This window comes from Massilia oculi (genome assembly GCF_003143515.1).
Lineage (GTDB): Bacteria > Pseudomonadota > Gammaproteobacteria > Burkholderiales > Burkholderiaceae_D > Telluria > Telluria oculi.
This window is the reverse complement of sequence record NZ_CP029343.1, coordinates 945,159-962,591: the sequence shown is the minus strand read 5'-3', so window position 1 is coordinate 962,591 and position 17,433 is coordinate 945,159. Positions and strand designations below refer to the sequence as shown.

General features: G+C 65.8%; 18 protein-coding genes. 6 read left to right on the top strand and 12 right to left on the bottom strand.

Translation table 11 applies throughout. The annotated features are described in order from the left end of the window. Window positions 1–447 (bottom strand): phosphate ABC transporter substrate-binding protein, encoded by a 447-nt coding sequence (locus DIR46_RS04495; RefSeq protein WP_109344167.1) that lies wholly within the window; start codon window positions 445–447, stop codon window positions 1–3. Then, window positions 447–1,712, bottom strand: a complete 1,266-nt coding sequence (locus DIR46_RS04490; RefSeq protein ID WP_109344166.1) for a porin family protein — start codon at window positions 1,710–1,712, stop codon at window positions 447–449. The genes DIR46_RS04495 and DIR46_RS04490 overlap by 1 nt, the downstream gene beginning before the upstream one ends. A 245-nt stretch (window positions 1,713–1,957) precedes the next feature. Between DIR46_RS04490 and DIR46_RS04485 the strand changes: the two genes are divergently transcribed. Continuing rightward, window positions 1,958–2,356, top strand: coding sequence for a hypothetical protein (locus tag DIR46_RS04485; protein ID WP_109344165.1), 399 nt, complete (start codon window positions 1,958–1,960; stop codon window positions 2,354–2,356). On the opposite strand, the gene DIR46_RS04480 is transcribed toward DIR46_RS04485, so the two are convergent. The 4 genes from DIR46_RS04480 to DIR46_RS04465 all read right to left on the bottom strand — a co-directional run bounded on the left by DIR46_RS04480 (window position 2,353) and on the right by DIR46_RS04465 (window position 4,949). Then, window positions 2,353–2,868, bottom strand: a complete 516-nt coding sequence (locus tag DIR46_RS04480) for a M48 family metallopeptidase (RefSeq protein WP_109344164.1) — start codon at window positions 2,866–2,868, stop codon at window positions 2,353–2,355. The genes DIR46_RS04485 and DIR46_RS04480 overlap by 4 nt on opposite strands. Window positions 2,869–2,952: 84 nt before the next feature. Beyond that, complete coding sequence (locus DIR46_RS04475) at window positions 2,953–3,297, bottom strand: KGG domain-containing protein (RefSeq protein WP_109344163.1); 345 nt, start codon at window positions 3,295–3,297, stop codon at window positions 2,953–2,955. A 231-nt stretch (window positions 3,298–3,528) separates the two neighbouring features. After that, window positions 3,529–3,852 carry a hypothetical protein gene (locus DIR46_RS04470; RefSeq protein ID WP_109344162.1) on the bottom strand — a complete coding sequence of 108 codons (324 nt, stop codon included), beginning with the start codon at window positions 3,850–3,852 and terminating at the stop codon, window positions 3,529–3,531. Between the two features lie 65 nt (window positions 3,853–3,917). Beyond that, complete coding sequence (locus DIR46_RS04465) at window positions 3,918–4,949, bottom strand: NADP-dependent oxidoreductase (RefSeq protein WP_109344161.1); 1,032 nt, start codon at window positions 4,947–4,949, stop codon at window positions 3,918–3,920. A gap of 115 nt (window positions 4,950–5,064) precedes the next feature. On the opposite strand from DIR46_RS04465, the gene DIR46_RS04460 reads away from it, so the two are divergent. Further along, window positions 5,065–5,607, top strand: coding sequence for a YaeQ family protein (locus DIR46_RS04460; RefSeq protein WP_109344160.1), 543 nt, complete (start codon window positions 5,065–5,067; stop codon window positions 5,605–5,607). A 13-nt stretch (window positions 5,608–5,620) separates the two neighbouring features. Here the strand turns inward: DIR46_RS04460 and DIR46_RS04455 are convergent, their stop codons facing one another. Continuing rightward, window positions 5,621–6,391: a head GIN domain-containing protein gene (locus DIR46_RS04455; protein WP_109344159.1), complete on the bottom strand. Its 771-nt coding sequence runs from the start codon at window positions 6,389–6,391 to the stop codon at window positions 5,621–5,623. A gap of 181 nt (window positions 6,392–6,572) precedes the next feature. Between DIR46_RS04455 and DIR46_RS04450 the strand changes: the two genes are divergently transcribed. The 3 genes from DIR46_RS04450 (at window position 6,573) to DIR46_RS04440 (ending at window position 9,510) form a co-directional block, all read left to right on the top strand. Next, window positions 6,573–7,055: a DMT family transporter gene (locus DIR46_RS04450; protein WP_109344158.1), complete on the top strand. Its 483-nt coding sequence runs from the start codon at window positions 6,573–6,575 to the stop codon at window positions 7,053–7,055. Between the two features lie 69 nt (window positions 7,056–7,124). Further along, window positions 7,125–8,246 (top strand): type IV pilus twitching motility protein PilT, encoded by a 1,122-nt coding sequence (locus DIR46_RS04445; RefSeq protein WP_109344157.1) that lies wholly within the window; start codon window positions 7,125–7,127, stop codon window positions 8,244–8,246. Window positions 8,247–8,322: 76 nt separating this feature from the next. Then, window positions 8,323–9,510 (top strand): GGDEF domain-containing protein, encoded by a 1,188-nt coding sequence (locus DIR46_RS04440; RefSeq protein ID WP_109344156.1) that lies wholly within the window; start codon window positions 8,323–8,325, stop codon window positions 9,508–9,510. 499 nt (window positions 9,511–10,009) lie between these two features. Here the strand turns inward: DIR46_RS04440 and budC are convergent, their stop codons facing one another. The 5 genes from budC to DIR46_RS04415 form a co-directional block, all read right to left on the bottom strand. Continuing rightward, window positions 10,010–10,771, bottom strand: coding sequence for a meso-2,3-butanediol dehydrogenase (gene budC / locus DIR46_RS04435; protein WP_109344155.1), 762 nt, complete (start codon window positions 10,769–10,771; stop codon window positions 10,010–10,012). 158 nt (window positions 10,772–10,929) lie between these two features. Then, window positions 10,930–12,198, bottom strand: coding sequence for a c-type cytochrome (locus DIR46_RS04430; RefSeq protein WP_109344154.1), 1,269 nt, complete (start codon window positions 12,196–12,198; stop codon window positions 10,930–10,932). Then, on the bottom strand, window positions 12,195–12,914 hold the full coding sequence (locus DIR46_RS04425) for a c-type cytochrome (protein ID WP_109344153.1): 720 nt from the start codon (window positions 12,912–12,914) through the stop codon (window positions 12,195–12,197). The genes DIR46_RS04430 and DIR46_RS04425 overlap by 4 nt, the downstream gene beginning before the upstream one ends. Before the next feature lie 90 nt (window positions 12,915–13,004). Further along, window positions 13,005–13,610 carry a 3'-5' exonuclease gene (locus tag DIR46_RS04420; protein WP_109344152.1) on the bottom strand — a complete coding sequence of 202 codons (606 nt, stop codon included), beginning with the start codon at window positions 13,608–13,610 and terminating at the stop codon, window positions 13,005–13,007. After that, entirely contained in the window at window positions 13,607–14,107 is a 501-nt protein-coding gene (locus tag DIR46_RS04415) for a ProQ/FINO family protein (protein ID WP_109344151.1), read from the bottom strand. The genes DIR46_RS04420 and DIR46_RS04415 overlap by 4 nt, the downstream gene beginning before the upstream one ends. Window positions 14,108–14,668: 561 nt before the next feature. On the opposite strand from DIR46_RS04415, the gene rpoD reads away from it, so the two are divergent. Then, window positions 14,669–17,413, top strand: coding sequence for an RNA polymerase sigma factor RpoD (gene rpoD, locus DIR46_RS04410; protein ID WP_109344150.1), 2,745 nt, complete (start codon window positions 14,669–14,671; stop codon window positions 17,411–17,413). Window positions 17,414–17,433: the final 20 nt, after the last annotated feature.

The following is a 17,433-nucleotide window of genomic DNA, read 5'->3' as shown; positions in this document are numbered from 1 at the left end:
TCACGGCAGGACCAGCACGGCGCGGACCGAGGCGTCGAGCGCCTCGCGCCCGATATAGCCGATCATCGCCGGATTCCCGGCCACGAGGCGGCGCACGCCGGCGTCGCCACTGGCTTCGCGCGGTGGCTGGCCTCGACCAGTGAACACCATCTTCGACCAGTGCGCCTTGAGCAGGGCAGGCGTCTTGCCGGTGAGTCCGCGGTAGAAGCTGTCGCGCTGCGGCGCGCCGAGCGGCTGGTCGACGGCGACCGCCTGGGCGCCGTCCGGGAAGCGGCTGGCATGGCCGAGGAAGATCGCGGCCACCTGTTCGGCGTTGATGGCCGTTACCGGGCTGCGGCTGGAGACCACCACCACCAGTTCGGCCGAGGCGTTGGCGGTGGCCAGGCTGAGGGCGAGAATGGCGAGCAGGCGCCGCACGGATGGCAAGGAACGAGGGAGCGCGCGCATCAGAACACGAAGTCCAGGGCCAGGCTGCCGACATGCACCGCGCGGTCGGGACGCAGGTCGGGCTGGTTGTTGATCAGGGTGCCGCGCGAGCCATCGCGCGGACGCAGCCGGTCGAACTGCAGCTTGAGCGCGATATTGGTCGCCGCATCCCAGCGCAGGCCGGCGCTCCAGGTGGACTGCACCGGGATCGCCGCCAGAAACTCGTTGATGCCGGCGTTGATCTGGCCGGCCGCCGCGGCCAGTGGCGGCGTCAGGCCGTCCAGCGGCAGGCCGGGATCGCGGGTCGGGACGTCGGCGCGCACCTGGGCGTAGCCGGCGTAGGGCGTCAGCGCGCCGCGGCGCAGTCCTGCGCCGATATACATCGAGGTGCCGCCGCCGAGCAGCGACTCGGTGCGGGTGCGGCCGCACTCGGCGGTGACGAACCAGGGGCCCGGATCGACGCTCACGCCGATGCTGACCATGGAGACACGTTTGTCCCTGATCTCGTAGCGGTCAGCCAGTGCGCCGCCAGCCGGCCCGAAGCGGCGCAGCACCGTGAACAATTCCTCGCCGATGGCGGTGTTCAGGCGCCCGCTGGCGGCCGACAGGCGCGTGCTGACGGCGCCGCGTTCGATGCTGTGCGACAGGCCGACGATGTCCTCGGCCTTGATGCGCAGCTGATTGCGCAAGTCCTGGTCGGTGCGGCCGGCGAATACCTGGGTGGCATGCAGCACGGAACCCGTGCTCCAGCGCCAGGTGGCGTCGAGGCCGTCGCTGCTGGAAATGGGCAGGGAACCGTAGACCTCGACCGGCGTGCGCACCCAGGGGATCGTGTAGCCGACCTTGCGCGATTCGGCGCCGAGGAAGACGGGCAGGGCGATGCGGCCGGCGCGCACGGCCAGGTCGGGCGTGAGCTGGTATTTGATATTGGCCCATTCGATCTGGGGTGTGTAGCTGCCGTCCAGTCGCTGCTCGCTGACCACCTGCAGCACGCCGGACCAGGCGCCAAGGTCGAGGTCGAGCTGGACGCCGAGGCGGCTGTCGACGTCGGCGCTCCAGGCCCGCGTATGGCCGGCGCCATCGGCGCGCAGCACCGAGGCGGTGAAGTCGGCGCTGCGCGCGCTTGAATACACCGCGCCCAGCGTGCCGAAGCCGGACAGCTTCAGAACGGGCGTGGACACGGCCGGCTCGCCCGGCGCTTCCGCGGCGCAGGCGTGGGAGGACAGGAAAGCGAGCGCGCACGTAGCGAACGCGGCGGACAGGCGCCAGGTGTGTTGCTGAACCATGTGATGTGAGTGGCGGGAGGCGAGGGGGCTCGGGATGACGGCAATTCCGAGTGTGCAGACTGTATCGGAGCCGGTTCGCGAAGTCGAGTGACCGATGGTTAGAAATTTACTTTTACGAAACGTTCGTTGTTGAAGTGCAACGATGGCGATTGGCTGCACGCGTTGCGGCATCCGAGAGGCGCACCGTGCGAAAACAGGCTAGGATGACAGGATGGCATGCCGCCACGTTTTCACGAAAGGTTGGAATGAAGCGTTCAGTCTTGTCGATCATCGTCGCAACCCTGGCCGCGTCGGTAGCCGGGCCTGCGCTGGCTGCGGACCCGGCGTTCTGCACCTCGATGTGCGCCTCCGAACAACGCGAATGCCGTGCCGGGGCCCAGGCGCTGCCGCTGGAACAGCGCTTGACCGGGTCTACCCCGGAATACCGCAACCCCTTGGCGCGCACTGCCCAGGGCGCGGTGCCGGGCCAGGCGACCCGCGCGCTCGATGCCGCCGGCGACAACGGACGCCGGATGGCGCGCCTCGACGCTTGCGACACGGCGCTCCAGCGCTGCACGCGCGCTTGCGCGGCGCAGCCGGATGGCGCGGGAAGATCGCCGCTGCGCGAGCCCCCGGTGTCGCCAGCGCCAGCGCAGTCGAGCTAGTCGCCGCTCCACAAGCGCTCGCCGGACAGGTCGAGCCAGGTCAGGTACAGGCGCACGTCGAACTCGAGCTGGTGGTAGTCCGGCTCCATCCAGCAGCACAATTTGTAGAACGCCTTGTCGTGTTCCTTTTCCTTCAGGTGCGCCAATTCGTGCACGGCGATCATGCGCAGGAAGGGCAGCGGCGCGTCGCGAAACAGGCTGGCGATGCGGATCTCGTGCTTGGCCTTCAGGCGTGAACCCTGGACCCGCGAAATGGCGGTGTGCAGGCCCAGCGCATGCTGGATCACCTGGATCTTGCTGTCGAAGGCGACCTTCGCGACCGGTGCGGCCTGGCGCAGGTAGTCGTCCTTGAGATCTTGCACATAGTCGTACAGGGCGCGGTCGGTGCGGATGTCGTGCGGCTCGGGATAGCGGCGCCGCAAGCTGTCGCCAAGGCGGTTCTGTTCGATCAGCCCGCTGACCTGGGCTTGCAGGGTGTCCGGGTAGGCGGTCAGGTATTTCAGGGTAGGCATAAGCCCGGCAATGTACCACAGGCGCAGGCCCGCCGCGCGGGTCTGCGCCGGGACCGCTCCGTGAAACGCCAACAGCCAGCCGCGCTAGCTTTCTTCGCCCTGGCGGTTGCCCTTCTGCGCGGCCGCAGCCGCGGCGGCTGCCGCGCGTTGGGCCGATTGCCGGCTTTCGCCACCCTTGCGGCCGATGTCGGCCATATGGGCCCGGTTGCGGCTCACGGCCTCGCCGCCTTTCTGGCCGGCGCGGCGCGCTTCTTCGGAATCGAATTCGTGCGCCGTGCCTTTTTGATGGGCCGCCTGGCCACCCTTGCTGGCGATTTCGCGCTGCTGGTTCTGGTCCATCGCCGCGAAGCCGCGCTTGGCGGGCGGCCCGCTCTTCTGGGCATTGCCCTGACTGCTGCTCTTTCCTCCGTTCTCCTTACTGGTCGCCATGTCGATCTCCTTGTGCCCGTGGGGCTGTCAGTTGTAGAGGCCGTACGCTATGCTTGAACGCACTTGGAGCCATCTCAGGCTGCGCTCGTGCGATTAGAGAAACGTGGTGAGCGTTAGTTCCGCCCCGTCGCCATGCGGCGCGTCGGCCCGCTCAGGCGGCACGTTTCGCGGGCGCCGGCGCCAGCGCGGCTGCGTGGCCGAGGCCGGTCTGGGCTTCGGCCATCACACCCATCAGGCCCTGCTGCCAGACGCGCACATGCTCGCCCAATGGCTGCCAGCCGCGCATCGCGGTGGGGGCAGTTGCAGGGGATCGGTGCAGGCGGCGAGCTGGCGGCCGGTGTCGAGCGCGGTCTCGACGAAGTGGCGCGCCATCTGCAGGTTCAGGTCGGTCACGCGCGCCAGCAGCTCATGGCTGCGCTGCGACAGCGTGGCCAGCTGGTTCGCTTGCGCGCCCAGCTGTGTGGCCAGTTGCGCGTTCGGCGGCGCGCCCGCCGGCGTGCCGAATGGGCCCTGCAGCGCCGGGTTGGCGAAAAAACTCTCGAAAAGGGACAGCATGGCCAGCTCCATGGAGAAAGGGCGGGGCGCCCTGACCTGTACGACCGTGGAGCCGGCGACAAGTTCTAGGCGTCCGCCACTTTCAGCACCAGCTTGCCGAGGTTGCGGCCTTCGAACAGCATCAGCAGCGCCTGCGGGAACTGCTCGAAGCCATCGACCACGTATTCATGGCTCTGGATCGCACCTTGCTGGAGCCATTCGCCGAGCTGGGCCACGGCTTCGGGATAGCGCGCCGCGTAGTCGAACACGATCATGCCTTCCATGCGCGCGCGGTTGACCAGCAGCGCCAGGTAGTTGGCCGGACCCTTGACCGGTTCGGTCACGTTGTACTGCGAGATCGCGCCGCAGATCACGATGCGCGCCTTCATGTTGATGCGGGTAAGGACGGTGTCGAGGATCTCGCCGCCGACGTTGTCGAAATAGACGTCGACGCCCTGCGGGCAATGCTGCTTGAGGGCGGCGCCGACGTTGCCGGCCTTGTAGTCGATGCAGGCGTCGAAGCCGAGGCGGTCGACGACGAAAGCGCATTTATCAAACCCGCCGGCGATGCCGACCACGCGGCAGCCCATCTGCTTCGCAACCTGGCCCACGGTCATGCCGACCGCGCCGGCCGCGCCCGACACCACCACCGTCTCGCCGGCCCTGGCCTGGCCGACGTCGCGCAGGCCGAAGTACGCCGTCATGCCGGGCATGCCCAGCAGGTTCAGCCAGGCTGTCAGGTTGCCCACTTGCGGATCGATCCTGGCCAGGTTGGCGGTCTTGTCGTCGGCCGGGCCGGACCAGTAGCGCTGCACGCCGGTGCCGCCCATCACGTAATCGCCCACGTTGAGGCGCGGCGAACGCGAGGCCACCACCACGCCCACGCCCCCGGCGCGCATGACTTCGCCGATCGCCACCGGACGGATATACGATTTGCCCTCGTTCATCCAGCCGCGCATCGCGGGGTCGAGCGACAGGTACAGGACCTTGACCACGATCTCGCCTTCGCCCGGTTCGGGCACGGCCTGTTCGTGGAACTGCCAGTCTTCGCGCCTGGGCAGCCCGACCGGGCGGGCGGCGAGCAGGAACTGCTGGTTCGGAGGGAAAGCATTGGTCATCGGGGTCTCCATGTTCAACAAGACGGCCAGTCTAACCCGGCCGGGAACCCCGCAGTCGCCGCGCATGCGACAATAGCGGGTTTTCATCCTTCAGCACACACGAGCGCACGCAACAATGGCTATCAAAGCGACCATCTACAAGGCCGACCTGTCGATCGCCGACATGGACCGAAACTACTACCAGGAACATGCCCTGACCATCGCCCGGCATCCGTCCGAGACCGAAGAGCGCGTGATGATCCGTGTGCTGGCCTTCGCCCTGCACGCCGATCCGGCGCTCGCCTATGGCAAGGACTTGTTCGACGTCGAGGAGCCGGCCCTGTGGCTGAAGGACCTGACCGGCGCCATCCAGACCTGGATCGAGGTCGGCCAGCCGGACGAGAAGCGTCTGCTGAAGGCGGCCGGCCGCGCCGAGAAGGTGGTGGTGTACAGCTATAGCGCGACCAGCAGCATCTGGTTCAAGGGCCTGGCCAACAAGATCGAGCGCGCGAAGAACGTCAGCGTGATCAACATCCCGTCGTCGACCAGCGCGCAGCTGGAAAAGATGGCGCAACGTTCGATGCAGCTGCAGTGCACGATCCAGGACGGCCAGGTGTGGCTGACCGACGGGACGGACACGGTGCAGATCGAGCGCGAAGCGCTGCGCGGCGCCCTGTAAGCGCCTGTCCCGATCAGTTCGGCGCGTCGCCCAGCCGGCGCGACTTGCCCGAACCGGCGACCGAGCTGCGCAGCTTCGGGTCGCCATAGTACTTGACGTCGCCGGACCCGGCGATCGACGTGCTCAACTCGCGCCGAGCCCACACCGTCACGTCGCCCGAACCGGCCACGCTGACGCTGACGCTGTCGGCCGCCACCTTGCCCATGTCGACATTGCCCGAACCCCCGATCGACACCGACACGTCGCGCGCCTTGCCGCCGCTGGCGCGGAAGTCGCCGCTGCCCCCGACGCTGACCGAGACCTTGTCGGCGTCCAGGCTGGCGACCCGGATCTTGCCCGAGCCGCCCAGGTTGATGCGCAGGGTCTGGGCGCGCAGCGCCTCGGCATCGATGGTGCCCGAGCCGCCCAGCGACAGGCGCTCGATCTGGCGCGCGTTGACGACGATCTTCATGGTGCGCGCGCGCAGGTTCATATTGCGCTTGGTGGGGCGGATGCGCAGCACGCCGTCGTCGACCTCGGTCTCGATCAGGCGCTGCAGATTGTCGTCGGTCTCGATCGTGATGCCTTCGGTATTGCCAATGCGCAGTTCGAGCTGGGCCGGCAGTTCGAGCGCGACGCCGGTGAAGCGCTCGACCTGGCGCGCCTGGCGCGTCACGCTGCCGCTGCCTTCGACTTTTTCGCCGCCGAAGGGCCAGGCCATGGCGGGCGTCGGCGCGGCGACACAGGCCAGGGTGGCGGCCAGCAGCAGGGTCCGTACGGCGAATGATGGTGTGAAGGCTTGCATGGGTGGACTCCTTGATTCGTTGGTATGGCAGCCATCGTAGCCAGCCGGGCGTGTCGGCAAGAGGCGTTTGCGACGAATTGCAGCCTGTCGGGGATGAAATGCAGGAGCACGCGACGGGGCGCGCCGACGCGCCGGCCCGGAATGCACTAGAATCGTGCGTTTTTGCCAGGGATGTACAGGGATGAACCTGATTTTATTGGTGGCGGCATTCTGCATCGGCATCGCGATGTCGGCGCAGGCCGCGGTGAACAGCCAGCTGGCCCATTCGATCGGGGCCAATTCGATCATGGCGGCGCTGATTTCATTCAGCTGCGGCACGGTGGCGCTGCTGGTGATGGCGCTGGCCAAGGGCGGTGTGTCGAGCCTCGGGACCACCCTGGCGGCGCTGCCGTCGCAACCGGCCTGGAAGTTCCTGGGCGGCTTCATGGGCGCGGCCTTCGTGCTCGGCACCGTGTTCCTCGCGCCGCGCATCGGCCTGTTGACCCTGGTGGTGCTGGTGATCGCCGGCCAACTGCTCAGTTCAATGGCGATCGACCATTTTGGCCTGATCAATATGGTGAAGCGCGAAGTATCGCCGGTACGCCTGACCGGGGCGCTGGTGGTGGCCCTGGGTGTGACCATCACGGTGTTCGGCGACCGCATTGTGGCGAGTTTGTCACGCTGACGATATTTTTACTCTGGTGCAACATTCCAGTCCTATAATGACTGGAACGCGTTTTTTCTTTGCCACCAGATGGAATACCACCAGTCCTCGCAGATCCCGATCCTCTCGTACATCGAAAACGAAGACCATCCGGTGTTCGAGACCCTGGTGCAGCAAATCCTGCACCTCCTCAATTCGAAGCTGGTGTTCTCGGACATCATCATCCACCAGAACAGCCCGCTGATGCTGCGCCAGCCGAAAGGCCTGGTGGCGGTGACCGATTCGCCGATCACGAAGGAAGAGCTGGAAGAATTCTTCGACGTGATCGAGCCGAACTGGCCGCAGCGCATTGCTTCGCGCGCTTTCGACCGCTCGATCGATCTGCATACGGCGCGCATTCGGGCCAACTGCTTCCGCTTCCAGGGCGGCAAGCGCATCGGGTGCGTGATTCGGCGCTTTCCGAAGGAGCCGATTGCATTGTCCGACCTTGGCCTGTGGGATGACGAGCGCGAGTTCGCACGGCTGACCAGCGGGCTGGTGCTGATCATTGGCGATACCTGCCAGGGCAAGTCGACCACCATCGCCTCGATCCTGGATGAGATCAATCGCCAGCGCTCGGGCCACATCATCACCATCGAGGATCCCGTTGAAACCCTGATCCCGCAGCGCAAGTGCATCATCACGCAGCGCGAGGTGGGGGAGGATGGGGACGTCGAAAGTTACTACCTGGGGGCGCTGGATGCGCTGCGCGAGCGGCCCGATGTCATCGTGATTGGCGAGATCCGCGATGCGCAGACGGCGCAGGAGGCGCTGGCGCTGGCCGAGTCGGGGCCGCTGGTGCTGGCGACCCTGCATGCGCGGTCGACCGAGCTCGGGCTGCAGAAGATGTTGCGCTTGTTGGGTAATTCGGAAGCGCAGGCGCAGGCATTGGCGCATGCCTTGCGTGGCATCTTGTGCCAGGCGCTGTTGCCCTCGGTCGAGGGGAACCGGTATTATCTCGCCACTGAATGCCTGACGCCGAGTCCAGCGGTGGTACGCATGCTGGAGGCAGGTGACCTGGGTGGCATCCGCGCCCAGATGAACAAGAACATCGATGACGGCTGTCACACGATGAACGCCTCGCTCGAAGGCTTGCTGGCCGCGCACAAGGTGCGGGTAGAAGATGCGCGCAATGCCACCACGGACAGGGTGACGTTTGCGGAGATGGTTTGACCAGCCCTGGATATCCGGTACCGTACGCTTTGACTTGAGCGAGTCGTTCATGAGCTGATAATTGAGAAGAGAGCCCGTGCCCGAGATCGACGTACCTTCCTTGTTCATCGCCATGACGCTCAACCTGTTGATCATGGCCGTAGTGCTGCCGTATTTCATGGGGCGGGTGAACCGTGCCGCACGCTGCGCGCAAACCGGGATCGTGCTGCAAACTGCGGGGTGGATTTTCCTGTTGTCGTCGAGTACCTTCGAGCGGGGCGGTTGGGCCGACCACCTGCTGTCGACGCTCTCGATGGCTTGCGTATCGAGCGGCATGGTGTTCAATGCCATCGCATTCCAGTTATGGTGTGGCCGCAGAGAATCCGTGCGGCTTCCGGTCGCCATCGCTGTCTTGATGACTGTCGGTTACGGCATCGGCTACGCCGACTACGAGTTCCGGGTGGCATGGGCCAATGGCCTGCTCGCCTTGCAAATCGCGATCGTGGTGCTCGACCTGTGCCGCCCGCCTCAGGTGCCAGTCGGACGCTGGCGCTGGCTGTTGATCATCTGCCTCTCGATCCAGATCGTGGTGCTCGCCTGCCGCGCGGTGCTGGGCGGATTCTACAGCGCCGCATTCCCGATTTTTTTCGGCCCATACCTGGTCAATCAGGTGTTTGCACTGTCATCGAATGCGATGATGGTGCTGTCGCTGGTGGCGATCCTGCTGGCGCACCGCGACGAGGCGGCGCGGGAGCTGGAGCGGCTAGCCATGCAGGATGGCCTAACGGGCGCTCTGAACCGCCGTGCGTGGCTTCTGCAGTCCGGCGCATCCCTGGTCAGCAGCAAGCGTGACCGCCATCCGCTGGGCCTGTTGATGATCGACCTCGATCATTTCAAGCACATCAATGACACGCACGGCCACGCTGTGGGCGACCGCGCACTCCAGCTTTTCGTCACCGGCTTGCGCGTCGTCAGCGGCGTCGGCGACGTGTTCTGCCGGTACGGTGGCGAGGAATTCTGCGTGCTGCTCAAGCGCGCCGACCTTGCCGCGGTCATCGCTTACGATGAACGCCTGCGCCAATGGCTGGCACAGCACTCGCGCCCGGAACTGGGATTCGCTCTGTCGTACAGCGCCGGCGTCGACATGCGCACGCACGACAGCGACACCATCGACATCATGCTGCAGCGAGCCGACGTCGCGCTGTACCAGGCCAAGTCGCAGGGACGCGGCCGCACGCTATCGAGCTCGGATGCATATCCCAAAACCGACTTGCTCCACTATTGATAAGCATGTTTCAACCCTGCATTGAGCGAGCAACTGCTTGCATAGCCTGGATAAATGCTGTTGGGTGTCTCCAGACCGCAGACGCGACCCACGCGATCTTCGCAGCTTCGTCTGGTGAGCGAGTGGGCTGCTCAGCTGTGGGCTATGCAAACTACGCGGTCTGCTGGATACCAACCGATATCGCTGGGCCAGCAGCGATGACGTCGCCAGCCGCCTGCGTACGGGTGTACAAAGGCTCGGGAGCGCGACTCCAAACGCCTGCTCTCCCGTAGCGGAAAGCGCGTGATCCGAACTGGATTGGCTGGACCTGAGCGACGAGTACCAGTTACTCGTCCATCCAGGGATCGCGGACCATCGTCCGATGTTGAAAGATAGCCGATTGCCCGGCACGCCTGGCTCGCATCGTTCTCTGCTAAGCCACTTCGCACACGTGCAGTGCCGTGTATCCCCGACGCACTCGCTGACCCTGGCACGCGCGATCGCGATCCCGAAAGAATTGTTATTGCGGCGGCTGTCCGTTCGATGCCATCAAGCCGGCGTCCACCGGCAGATTAACGCCGGTAATCAGCCGCGCATCGTCGCTCGCCAGGAACGCCATCGCCGCCGCCACGCCCTCCGGATCTTCAGGCGCGCCGAGCGGCATGCGTTCCCTGAACTTGGCGACCAGTTCGGGATCGTTCACCATGTCCTCGGTCATCCCGGTTTTCGTGAAGCTCGGATTGACGGCGTTCACGCGCACGCCGTGCTTTGCCATATCCATCGCCATCGCCCGCACCATATTGCTGACGGCGCCTTTCGAGGTGTTGTAGGCAAACAGGTTCCAGTCGCCGCCAAGCCCGGAAACCGACGAGGTCATGACGATCGCGCCGCGTGCCTTGATCAGCTCGGGCATCGCCGCCTTGGCCATGTGATAGTAGCCGCCGACATTGACCGCCATGACGCGTTCGAAGTCTTCTTCGCTCGTCTGCGTGATGTCGCCCTCGGTGGCCATGCCGGCGTTGTTGATGAGGATGTGCAGGCCGCCGAAGCGCTCGATGGCCGCCTTGACGGCGGCGGTGGCGGTGTCCTTGGCGGCGGTATCGCCGACCTGCACGAGGACCCGGTCCTGGGGCAGGCTGGCGGCGGCCTTCTCCAGCTTGTCGCCGTCGATATCCAGCATCACGACGCGGGCGCCCTCGTCGAGGAAGCGGCGGGCGGTCGCCAGTCCGATGCCGGAAGCGGCGCCGGTGACCAGCACGGTTTTGTCGTTGAAACGGTTCATTCGTATCCTTTCGGGCTGGCTCAGGGGGGGCGCGATTGCGTGCAGGCCGCTATCCTGAGCCTGATCAGTTCACGGAAATATGGTCACGACGATAACATGGCCGTACTTGCGGAGCCGTTCGGTTCTGGCAGGCAAGGTGGAGGGCATCGCTACTCGCTTCAGTCGCCGCTGATCGCCCGATACCGGTTCACCTCGACGGCAGTGACAGGCGGCGCCGCATTGCCCCAGCTCGTACGGATCCAGCTCAGCACCGCCGCCACCTGGGCGTCGTCCAGCTCATGGCCAAACGGCGGCATGCCGTACGGGCGAGGATTGCCCTTCGTCCCGGGCGGGAAGCCACCATTGACGGTCATGCGGATCGCATTCACGGCCGGGCTCAAGGTCACGGCGCGGTTTCCCGCCAGCGGAGGATAGGCGGGCAGCTTGCCCCGCCCATCGTCGCCATGGCACTGTGCGCATTTGGCTTCGTAGATGCGCCGGCCGTCCGCCAGCACCCGCTCGTCCGCCGGCGGCACGCGATCCGGCCGCTGCGCGGGCGTCGCCGGCAACGATTGCAGATAGCTCGCCATCGCCCCAAGGTCGTCCGGGGTCAGGTGCTGCAGGCTGCGCGCCACCACTTCGGCCATCGGTCCGGTGGCCGAGCCGCGCGGCGAAATGCCGGTGCCGAGCAGCGCCACGATGTGGTCCTTGTCCCAGTCTTTCATCCCGGCCTCGCCGCTAGACGTCAGCGAGGGCGCATACCAGCCCAGCGTGGGGATCAGGCCGCCATCGAGTCCTTCCTTGTTCGCGCCGAACCCGTTGCGCGTGCTGTGGCAGGCGCTGCAATGCCCCAGACCCTCCACCAGATAGGCGCCGCGATTCCACTCCACGCCGCGCGCCGGTTGTTCCTCATGCACGCCGGGACGGAAGTAGAGCAGGCGCCAGCCGGCCAGCAGCAGCTGGCTGTCGTAGGGGAAGCCCAGTTCGTGCGACCGGTTCGGCTGGCGCTGCGGCGCCAGGCTGCGGAAATAGGCGAATAAAGCGTCCGAATCGTCGCGCGTGACCTTCGTGTAGTTCGTGTAGGGGAAGGCCGGGTAGAGCAGGCGGCCATCCCTGGCGATGCCGTTGTGCAGCGCGTTCCAGAAGTCGTCGGCGCTCCAGTCGCCGATGCCGGTCTCCTTGTCGGGCGTGAGATTCGGCCCGTAGAAACGCCCGAATGGCGTCTCGAGCGCACGGCCGCCGGCATACGCCACGCCGCCGCGCGCCGTGTGACAGGCGATGCAGTCGCCGGCCCGCGCCAGGTAGGCGCCACGTTCGATATTGGCCGTGTTCACAGCGTAGGCCGCCGGCGCGCGCGATGGAATATGCTCGGCGCGCGGCCACGCCAGCGCCACCGCGGCCAGGGCGAGAACGACGATAAGGAGGAGGGCAACCCGCAAGGTCTTCATCGCGCCTCCGGATCGCTGCCGCAGGCCAGCGGCAAGGGACGCGCGATGGTGTCGGCCGGGCGCGGGTCAAGCGGCATCGGCTGCGCCGCCAGCCAGCCCGAGATGGCCGCCACGTCTTCCAGCGACAGCCGCGCCGTGATGTCGGCCATGCAGTCCGGCGCATGCGCGCGCCGCACCTTGTTGCGCCATGCGCCGAACTGCGCGTTGACGTAGTCGCGCGGCAGGCCGAGCAGGCCGGGGATGTTCGGTTGCACGCCGGTCAGGCGCGCGCCGTGGCAGGCCACGCAGGCCGGGATCTTGCGCGCGGCGTCGCCGTCGACCACGAGCCGGCGCCCGCGTTCGAGCGCCGTGCCTGACAGGCCGGAAGCCTGGGGCGGCAGCACGGTCGGCGGCAGGGCCGCGAAGTGCTGGGCGATCTCGCGCAGGTAAGCGTCGGGCAGGTGGTCGACCAGGTAGGTCATCAAGGGATACTGGCGCCGGCCGTCGCGGAAGTTCAGCAGCTGGTGATGCAGGTAACCGGCCGGCTTGCCCTGCAATCGGGGATAAAAGCTGTCGTTGACCGGATTGCCGCGCGCATCGACCCGCGCATGGCAGGTGGCGCAGGCGAGCAGGCGCTGGCCGAGGGTATCGGGCACGGTTTGCGGCGCCGCCGTGGCCGCACAGGAGAACAGGCCGAACAGGCAAGCGAGGGACAGGCGCAGGCGACGTGAAATCATGAGCTCCCACCGGCATCGACGATGTGGGAATGATATCGCGGATTGCTGAGCCGGAACTCCCTCTTTTGGTGCGCAGTCTCCCGCCAAGGGTCAGGCCGGCGGATTCGCCTTCCAGTGCCGGTAGATCTTCAGCGCCGCATGGGCATCGTCGGCCGCATACTGCAGCTGCTTGTCCGACAAGCGGGGCAGGGCCCAGTTGGTGGTGGTGATGCGCTTGGACTTTTGCAGGCGCTGGCCGAAGAAGCGCTCGACGGCGCTCCTGGCGCCGAGCGGATTCTTTTCACCGCGCCGGCGCAGGGCCGTCGACAGGTCGAGCACATTGCGCAGCCCGATGCCGAACTTGGACTTCAGGCGCCGCACGTCGTCACCCAGGCCGAAGCCCACCTTCAGCACGCGCTCGTCCTCGAGCACGGGTTTCAGGACGGTGACGGCCAGCGCATTGCCGGCCGGGGTCGCGGTCTGGAACAGCCAGGCCGTTTCCAGGGTCGCGAGCTGCACCAGGTGAGGCCCGGTCGAGACTTCGCCCTTGGCGAAGGTCGGCTTGGATTCGGTGTCGAAGCCGATCGCGTCGCCGCCCAGCAGGTCGGCCAGCGCCTCGCGCGCATCCTGCTCGCTGCGCACCAGGCGCACATTGGCCAGGTCGATGCCGACGTAGGGGGGAAGGTCGTCCTCGGGGACCTCGGGGCCCGCGCTCAATTCTTGGAGAACTTGGACGCGAGCGCCTGCAGTTTTTCCTGGCGCTTGCGGTTGTTTTCTTCTTCTTGCGCGGCTTCGCGTTCGGCCTTCTTGCGTTCGGCTTCCTTCTTGAAGCGCTGCTGCAGCTGCTCCTTGGCGTGCAGGCGGTGCGCCTCGGGCACCTCGGCGCCAGGGGCGCCGTCCAGGTCATGGCGTACTTTGGCTTTTTCCATCGCGCGCAGGTAGCGCATCGAACCGGTGTGGATGCCGAGCGCGGCGCGCATGACCTTCTTGTCCAGGCCGGGCATGCGGGCCTGCAGCTGCTTGTCGATGCCGATCGACAGCGGCAGGCAGTCGCGGAAGGCTGGATACTCCTGCTGGAGTTGCTTGAGCAGTGCGCGTGCCGACAGGCCTTGCGCCGGCGCGGCCGGCGCTGCTGCTTGCGGCTGCTGCGCCTCCGGAGTGGTGGCCTGGGTGGCGTTCGTGTCGACGGACTCTGCAGGGGTGTTGGTATTCATTGACTTCATGGTAAGAACAGGATTGCGAAGGATAGCACGGCGCTCGGGCGCGCATTGTACTAGTTCCAATTATAAATGTTGGGAAACTTATAGCAGGGCAAGCGCTGGCGCATGAAATCGTGTATCATCCGCCTCTTGCCTTGAGTCCGGCTTGCGCCGGCGCAGACCTTCCCGGAAGCTTGTACGGAGGGCATGTCAGGGTAGCGCTATGTGAATTGTGTATATCCCTTATCGGATCTATCAATTATCACCAAAACTTGCAGTGGGGCATAATGTGCCCCTTCCCCTATTCTTCTAGAAAAATAGATGCAAGCCCGTGTTAGCGGGCTTTTTTTCGTTCCGACATGCACAGCACGATTTTGAACATCGACCACCGCCTATCTGTCCGCAGCCCAGAATCGCGTTGGCGCGCACAACACCCGGTAAGTCGTGCTTGAAACCTGGCATGTCCGCCCCTAGGTAGGGCCACTTCCGTTTCCCTTTCCCAGGATCCGCACGCGGGTCCCGCTGGATTATTGACTTCGCAGGCGCGCAACTCGCCTCGACTGGAGAGTTTTAAGTATGAAAAACACCGCCAAGACATTGACACTGACAGCGAAAAAAGCGCCGGCCAAAGCTTCGGCGCCGCTGGCAGTGCCGAAAACCGCGACCTCCTACTTCCTCGAAACGGAAGCGGCGGCCAAGGTAACGGTGGTCAAGACCCGTTCGCGCCTGGCCACGCTGAAGGCGCAGGCCGACGCCATCCTGGCCGCCGGCGCTCCGGTGGTGGACGAGCCGGTCGCTGCGCCAGTCGTGGCGGACGTTACTGCTCCTGCGCCTGCTGCTGCGCCTGCCGCCGACCCGATCGCCGCCGCGGTCGAGGAGGTGGTGGCCGAAGCGGCAGCCCCGGTGGCCGACGAATCTGCTCCTGACTCTGCCGCTGCCGACGCGGACGCCGGCATCGACCTGGCCGCCGAATACATGCAGGCGCAGGCCAAGCCGGCCGTGGCGCCGGTCATCGTGCGCAAGCGCGGCAAGCTGGCGGCCCTGAAGGCGGCCGAGCCGGAAGCTCCGGCTGCTGCCCCGGCGCCGGCGCCGGCCCCGGTCGTCCAGGCCGCCGCCGAGGAAGCGCCGAAAGTCGTGCGCACCCGCGCCGTGCGCCGTGTCGAAGTCAGCCCGGCGGCCCCCGTGAGCGGCGTCGGCGCCGTCAGCAAGACCACCGACGCCGCCGCGCTGGCCGCGATCGACACCTCGGGCTACCTGCTGCCGCAGGTGAAAGTCCCGGGCCGCCGCGGCCGTAAACCCAGCGAATTCGTGCCGGAGAACGACGAAGTCGCGGCGCTGAACGCCGTCGAGCGCGCCGAACTGAAGGCCGCCTCGAAGGCGCGCGAGCGCAAGGCCAAGGGCCTCGGCATGCTGAACGAAGCCGGTTTCTCGGAAGCCGAACTCGAAAAGCGCCGCCAGCAGCTGAAGAACCTGATCAATATGGGCAAGGAGCGCGGCTACCTGACCCATGCCGAGATCAACGACCACCTGCCGGAAAACATCATCGATCCGGAAGCGATCGAGGGCATCATCGCGACCTTCAACGACATGGGCATCGCCGTCTACGAGCGCGCCCCTGAAGCCGAAATGATGCTGCTGTCGGACCAGGCCGTGACCCCGACCAGCGAAGACGAAGTCGAGGCCGCCGCCGCGACCGCACTGTCGACCGTCGACTCCGACTTCGGCCGCACCACCGACCCGGTCCGCATGTATATGCGCGAAATGGGCGCGGTGTCGCTGCTGACCCGCGAAGGCGAGATCGAGATCGCCAAGCGCATCGAGCAGGGCCTGAAGGACATGGTGCAGGCCATCTCGGCATGCCCGACCACGATCTCGGAAATCATCGCGCTGTCGCACAAGATCGCCAGCGACGAGCTGAAGATCGACGACGTGGTGGATGGCTTCGTCGACCTGGAAGACACCCCGGCCCCGGCCGCCTCGGTGGCCCACGCCGCCGCGGTCGCGGAAGAGGATGAAGACGAAGAAGTCGAGGTCGAGGACGAAGAAGAAGAAGGCGAAGGCGGCAACGCCGGCGGCGCCGCGGCCGGCTACTCGGCCGAGCAACTGGCCCAGCTGCGCAAGGGTGCGCTGGAGAAGTTCGCGCTGATCGAGCAGCAGTTCGACCTGATGGGCCACGCCTTCAAGAACGAGGGCTATGGTTCGCCGGCCTACGAAGAAGCGCAGGCCGTGATCTCGTACGAGCTGCTGGGCATCCGCTTCACCGCCAAGGTCGTGGAAAAGCTGTGCGACACCCTGCGCGGCCAGATGGACGAAGTGCGTTCGATCGAGCGCGCCGTGCTGGACATCTGCGTGAACCGCTGCGGCATGCCGCGCGCCCACTTCATCAAGGTCTTCCCGGGCAACGAGACCGACCTGCAATGGGGCGACCGCGAAGTCGACTGCGCCTATCCGTACAGCGCGGTGCTGAGCCGGAATCTGCCGGCCATCAAAGAGCTGCAGCAGCGCATGATCGACCTGCAGGCGCGCGTGGCGCTGCCGCTGGCCGACCTGCGCAAGATCAACAAGCAGATGGCGGCCGGCGAGAAGCGCGCCCGCCAGGCCAAGCGTGAAATGACGGTGGCCAACCTGCGCCTGGTGATTTCGATCGCGAAAAAATACATCAACCGCGGCCTGCAGTTCCTGGACCTGATCCAGGAAGGCAATATCGGCCTCTTGAAGGCGGTCGACAAGTTCGAATACCGTCGCGGCTATAAGTTCTCGACCTATGCGACCTGGTGGATTCGCCAGGCGATCACGCGCTCGATCGCCGACATGGCGCGCACGATCCGCGTGCCGGTGCACATGATCGAGACGATCAACAAGATGAACCGCATCTCGCGCCAGATCATGCAGGAAACCGGCAGCGAGCCGGATCTGCCGACCCTGGCCGCCAAGATGGAAATGCCGGAGAATAAGGTTCGCGAGATCATGAAGATCGCGAAGGAACCGATTTCGATGGAAACCCCGATGGGCGAGGACGGCGATTCGCAGCTGGGCGACTTCATCGAGGACAACGCGACCCTGGCCCCGCTGGACGCCGCGCTGCACGCGTCGATGCGCAACGTGATCAAGGAAGTGCTGGACTCGCTGACCCCGCGCGAAGCGAAGGTGCTGCGCATGCGTTATGGCGTCGAGATGTCGAACGACCACACGCTGGAAGAAGTGGGCAAGCAGTTCGACGTGACCCGTGAGCGTATCCGCCAGATCGAAGCCAAGGCGATGAGCAAGCTGCGCCAGCCTTCGCGTTCGGACAAGCTCAAGACCTTCCTGCACAACCAGTAATCTGCTGGCTCGCTGGATGT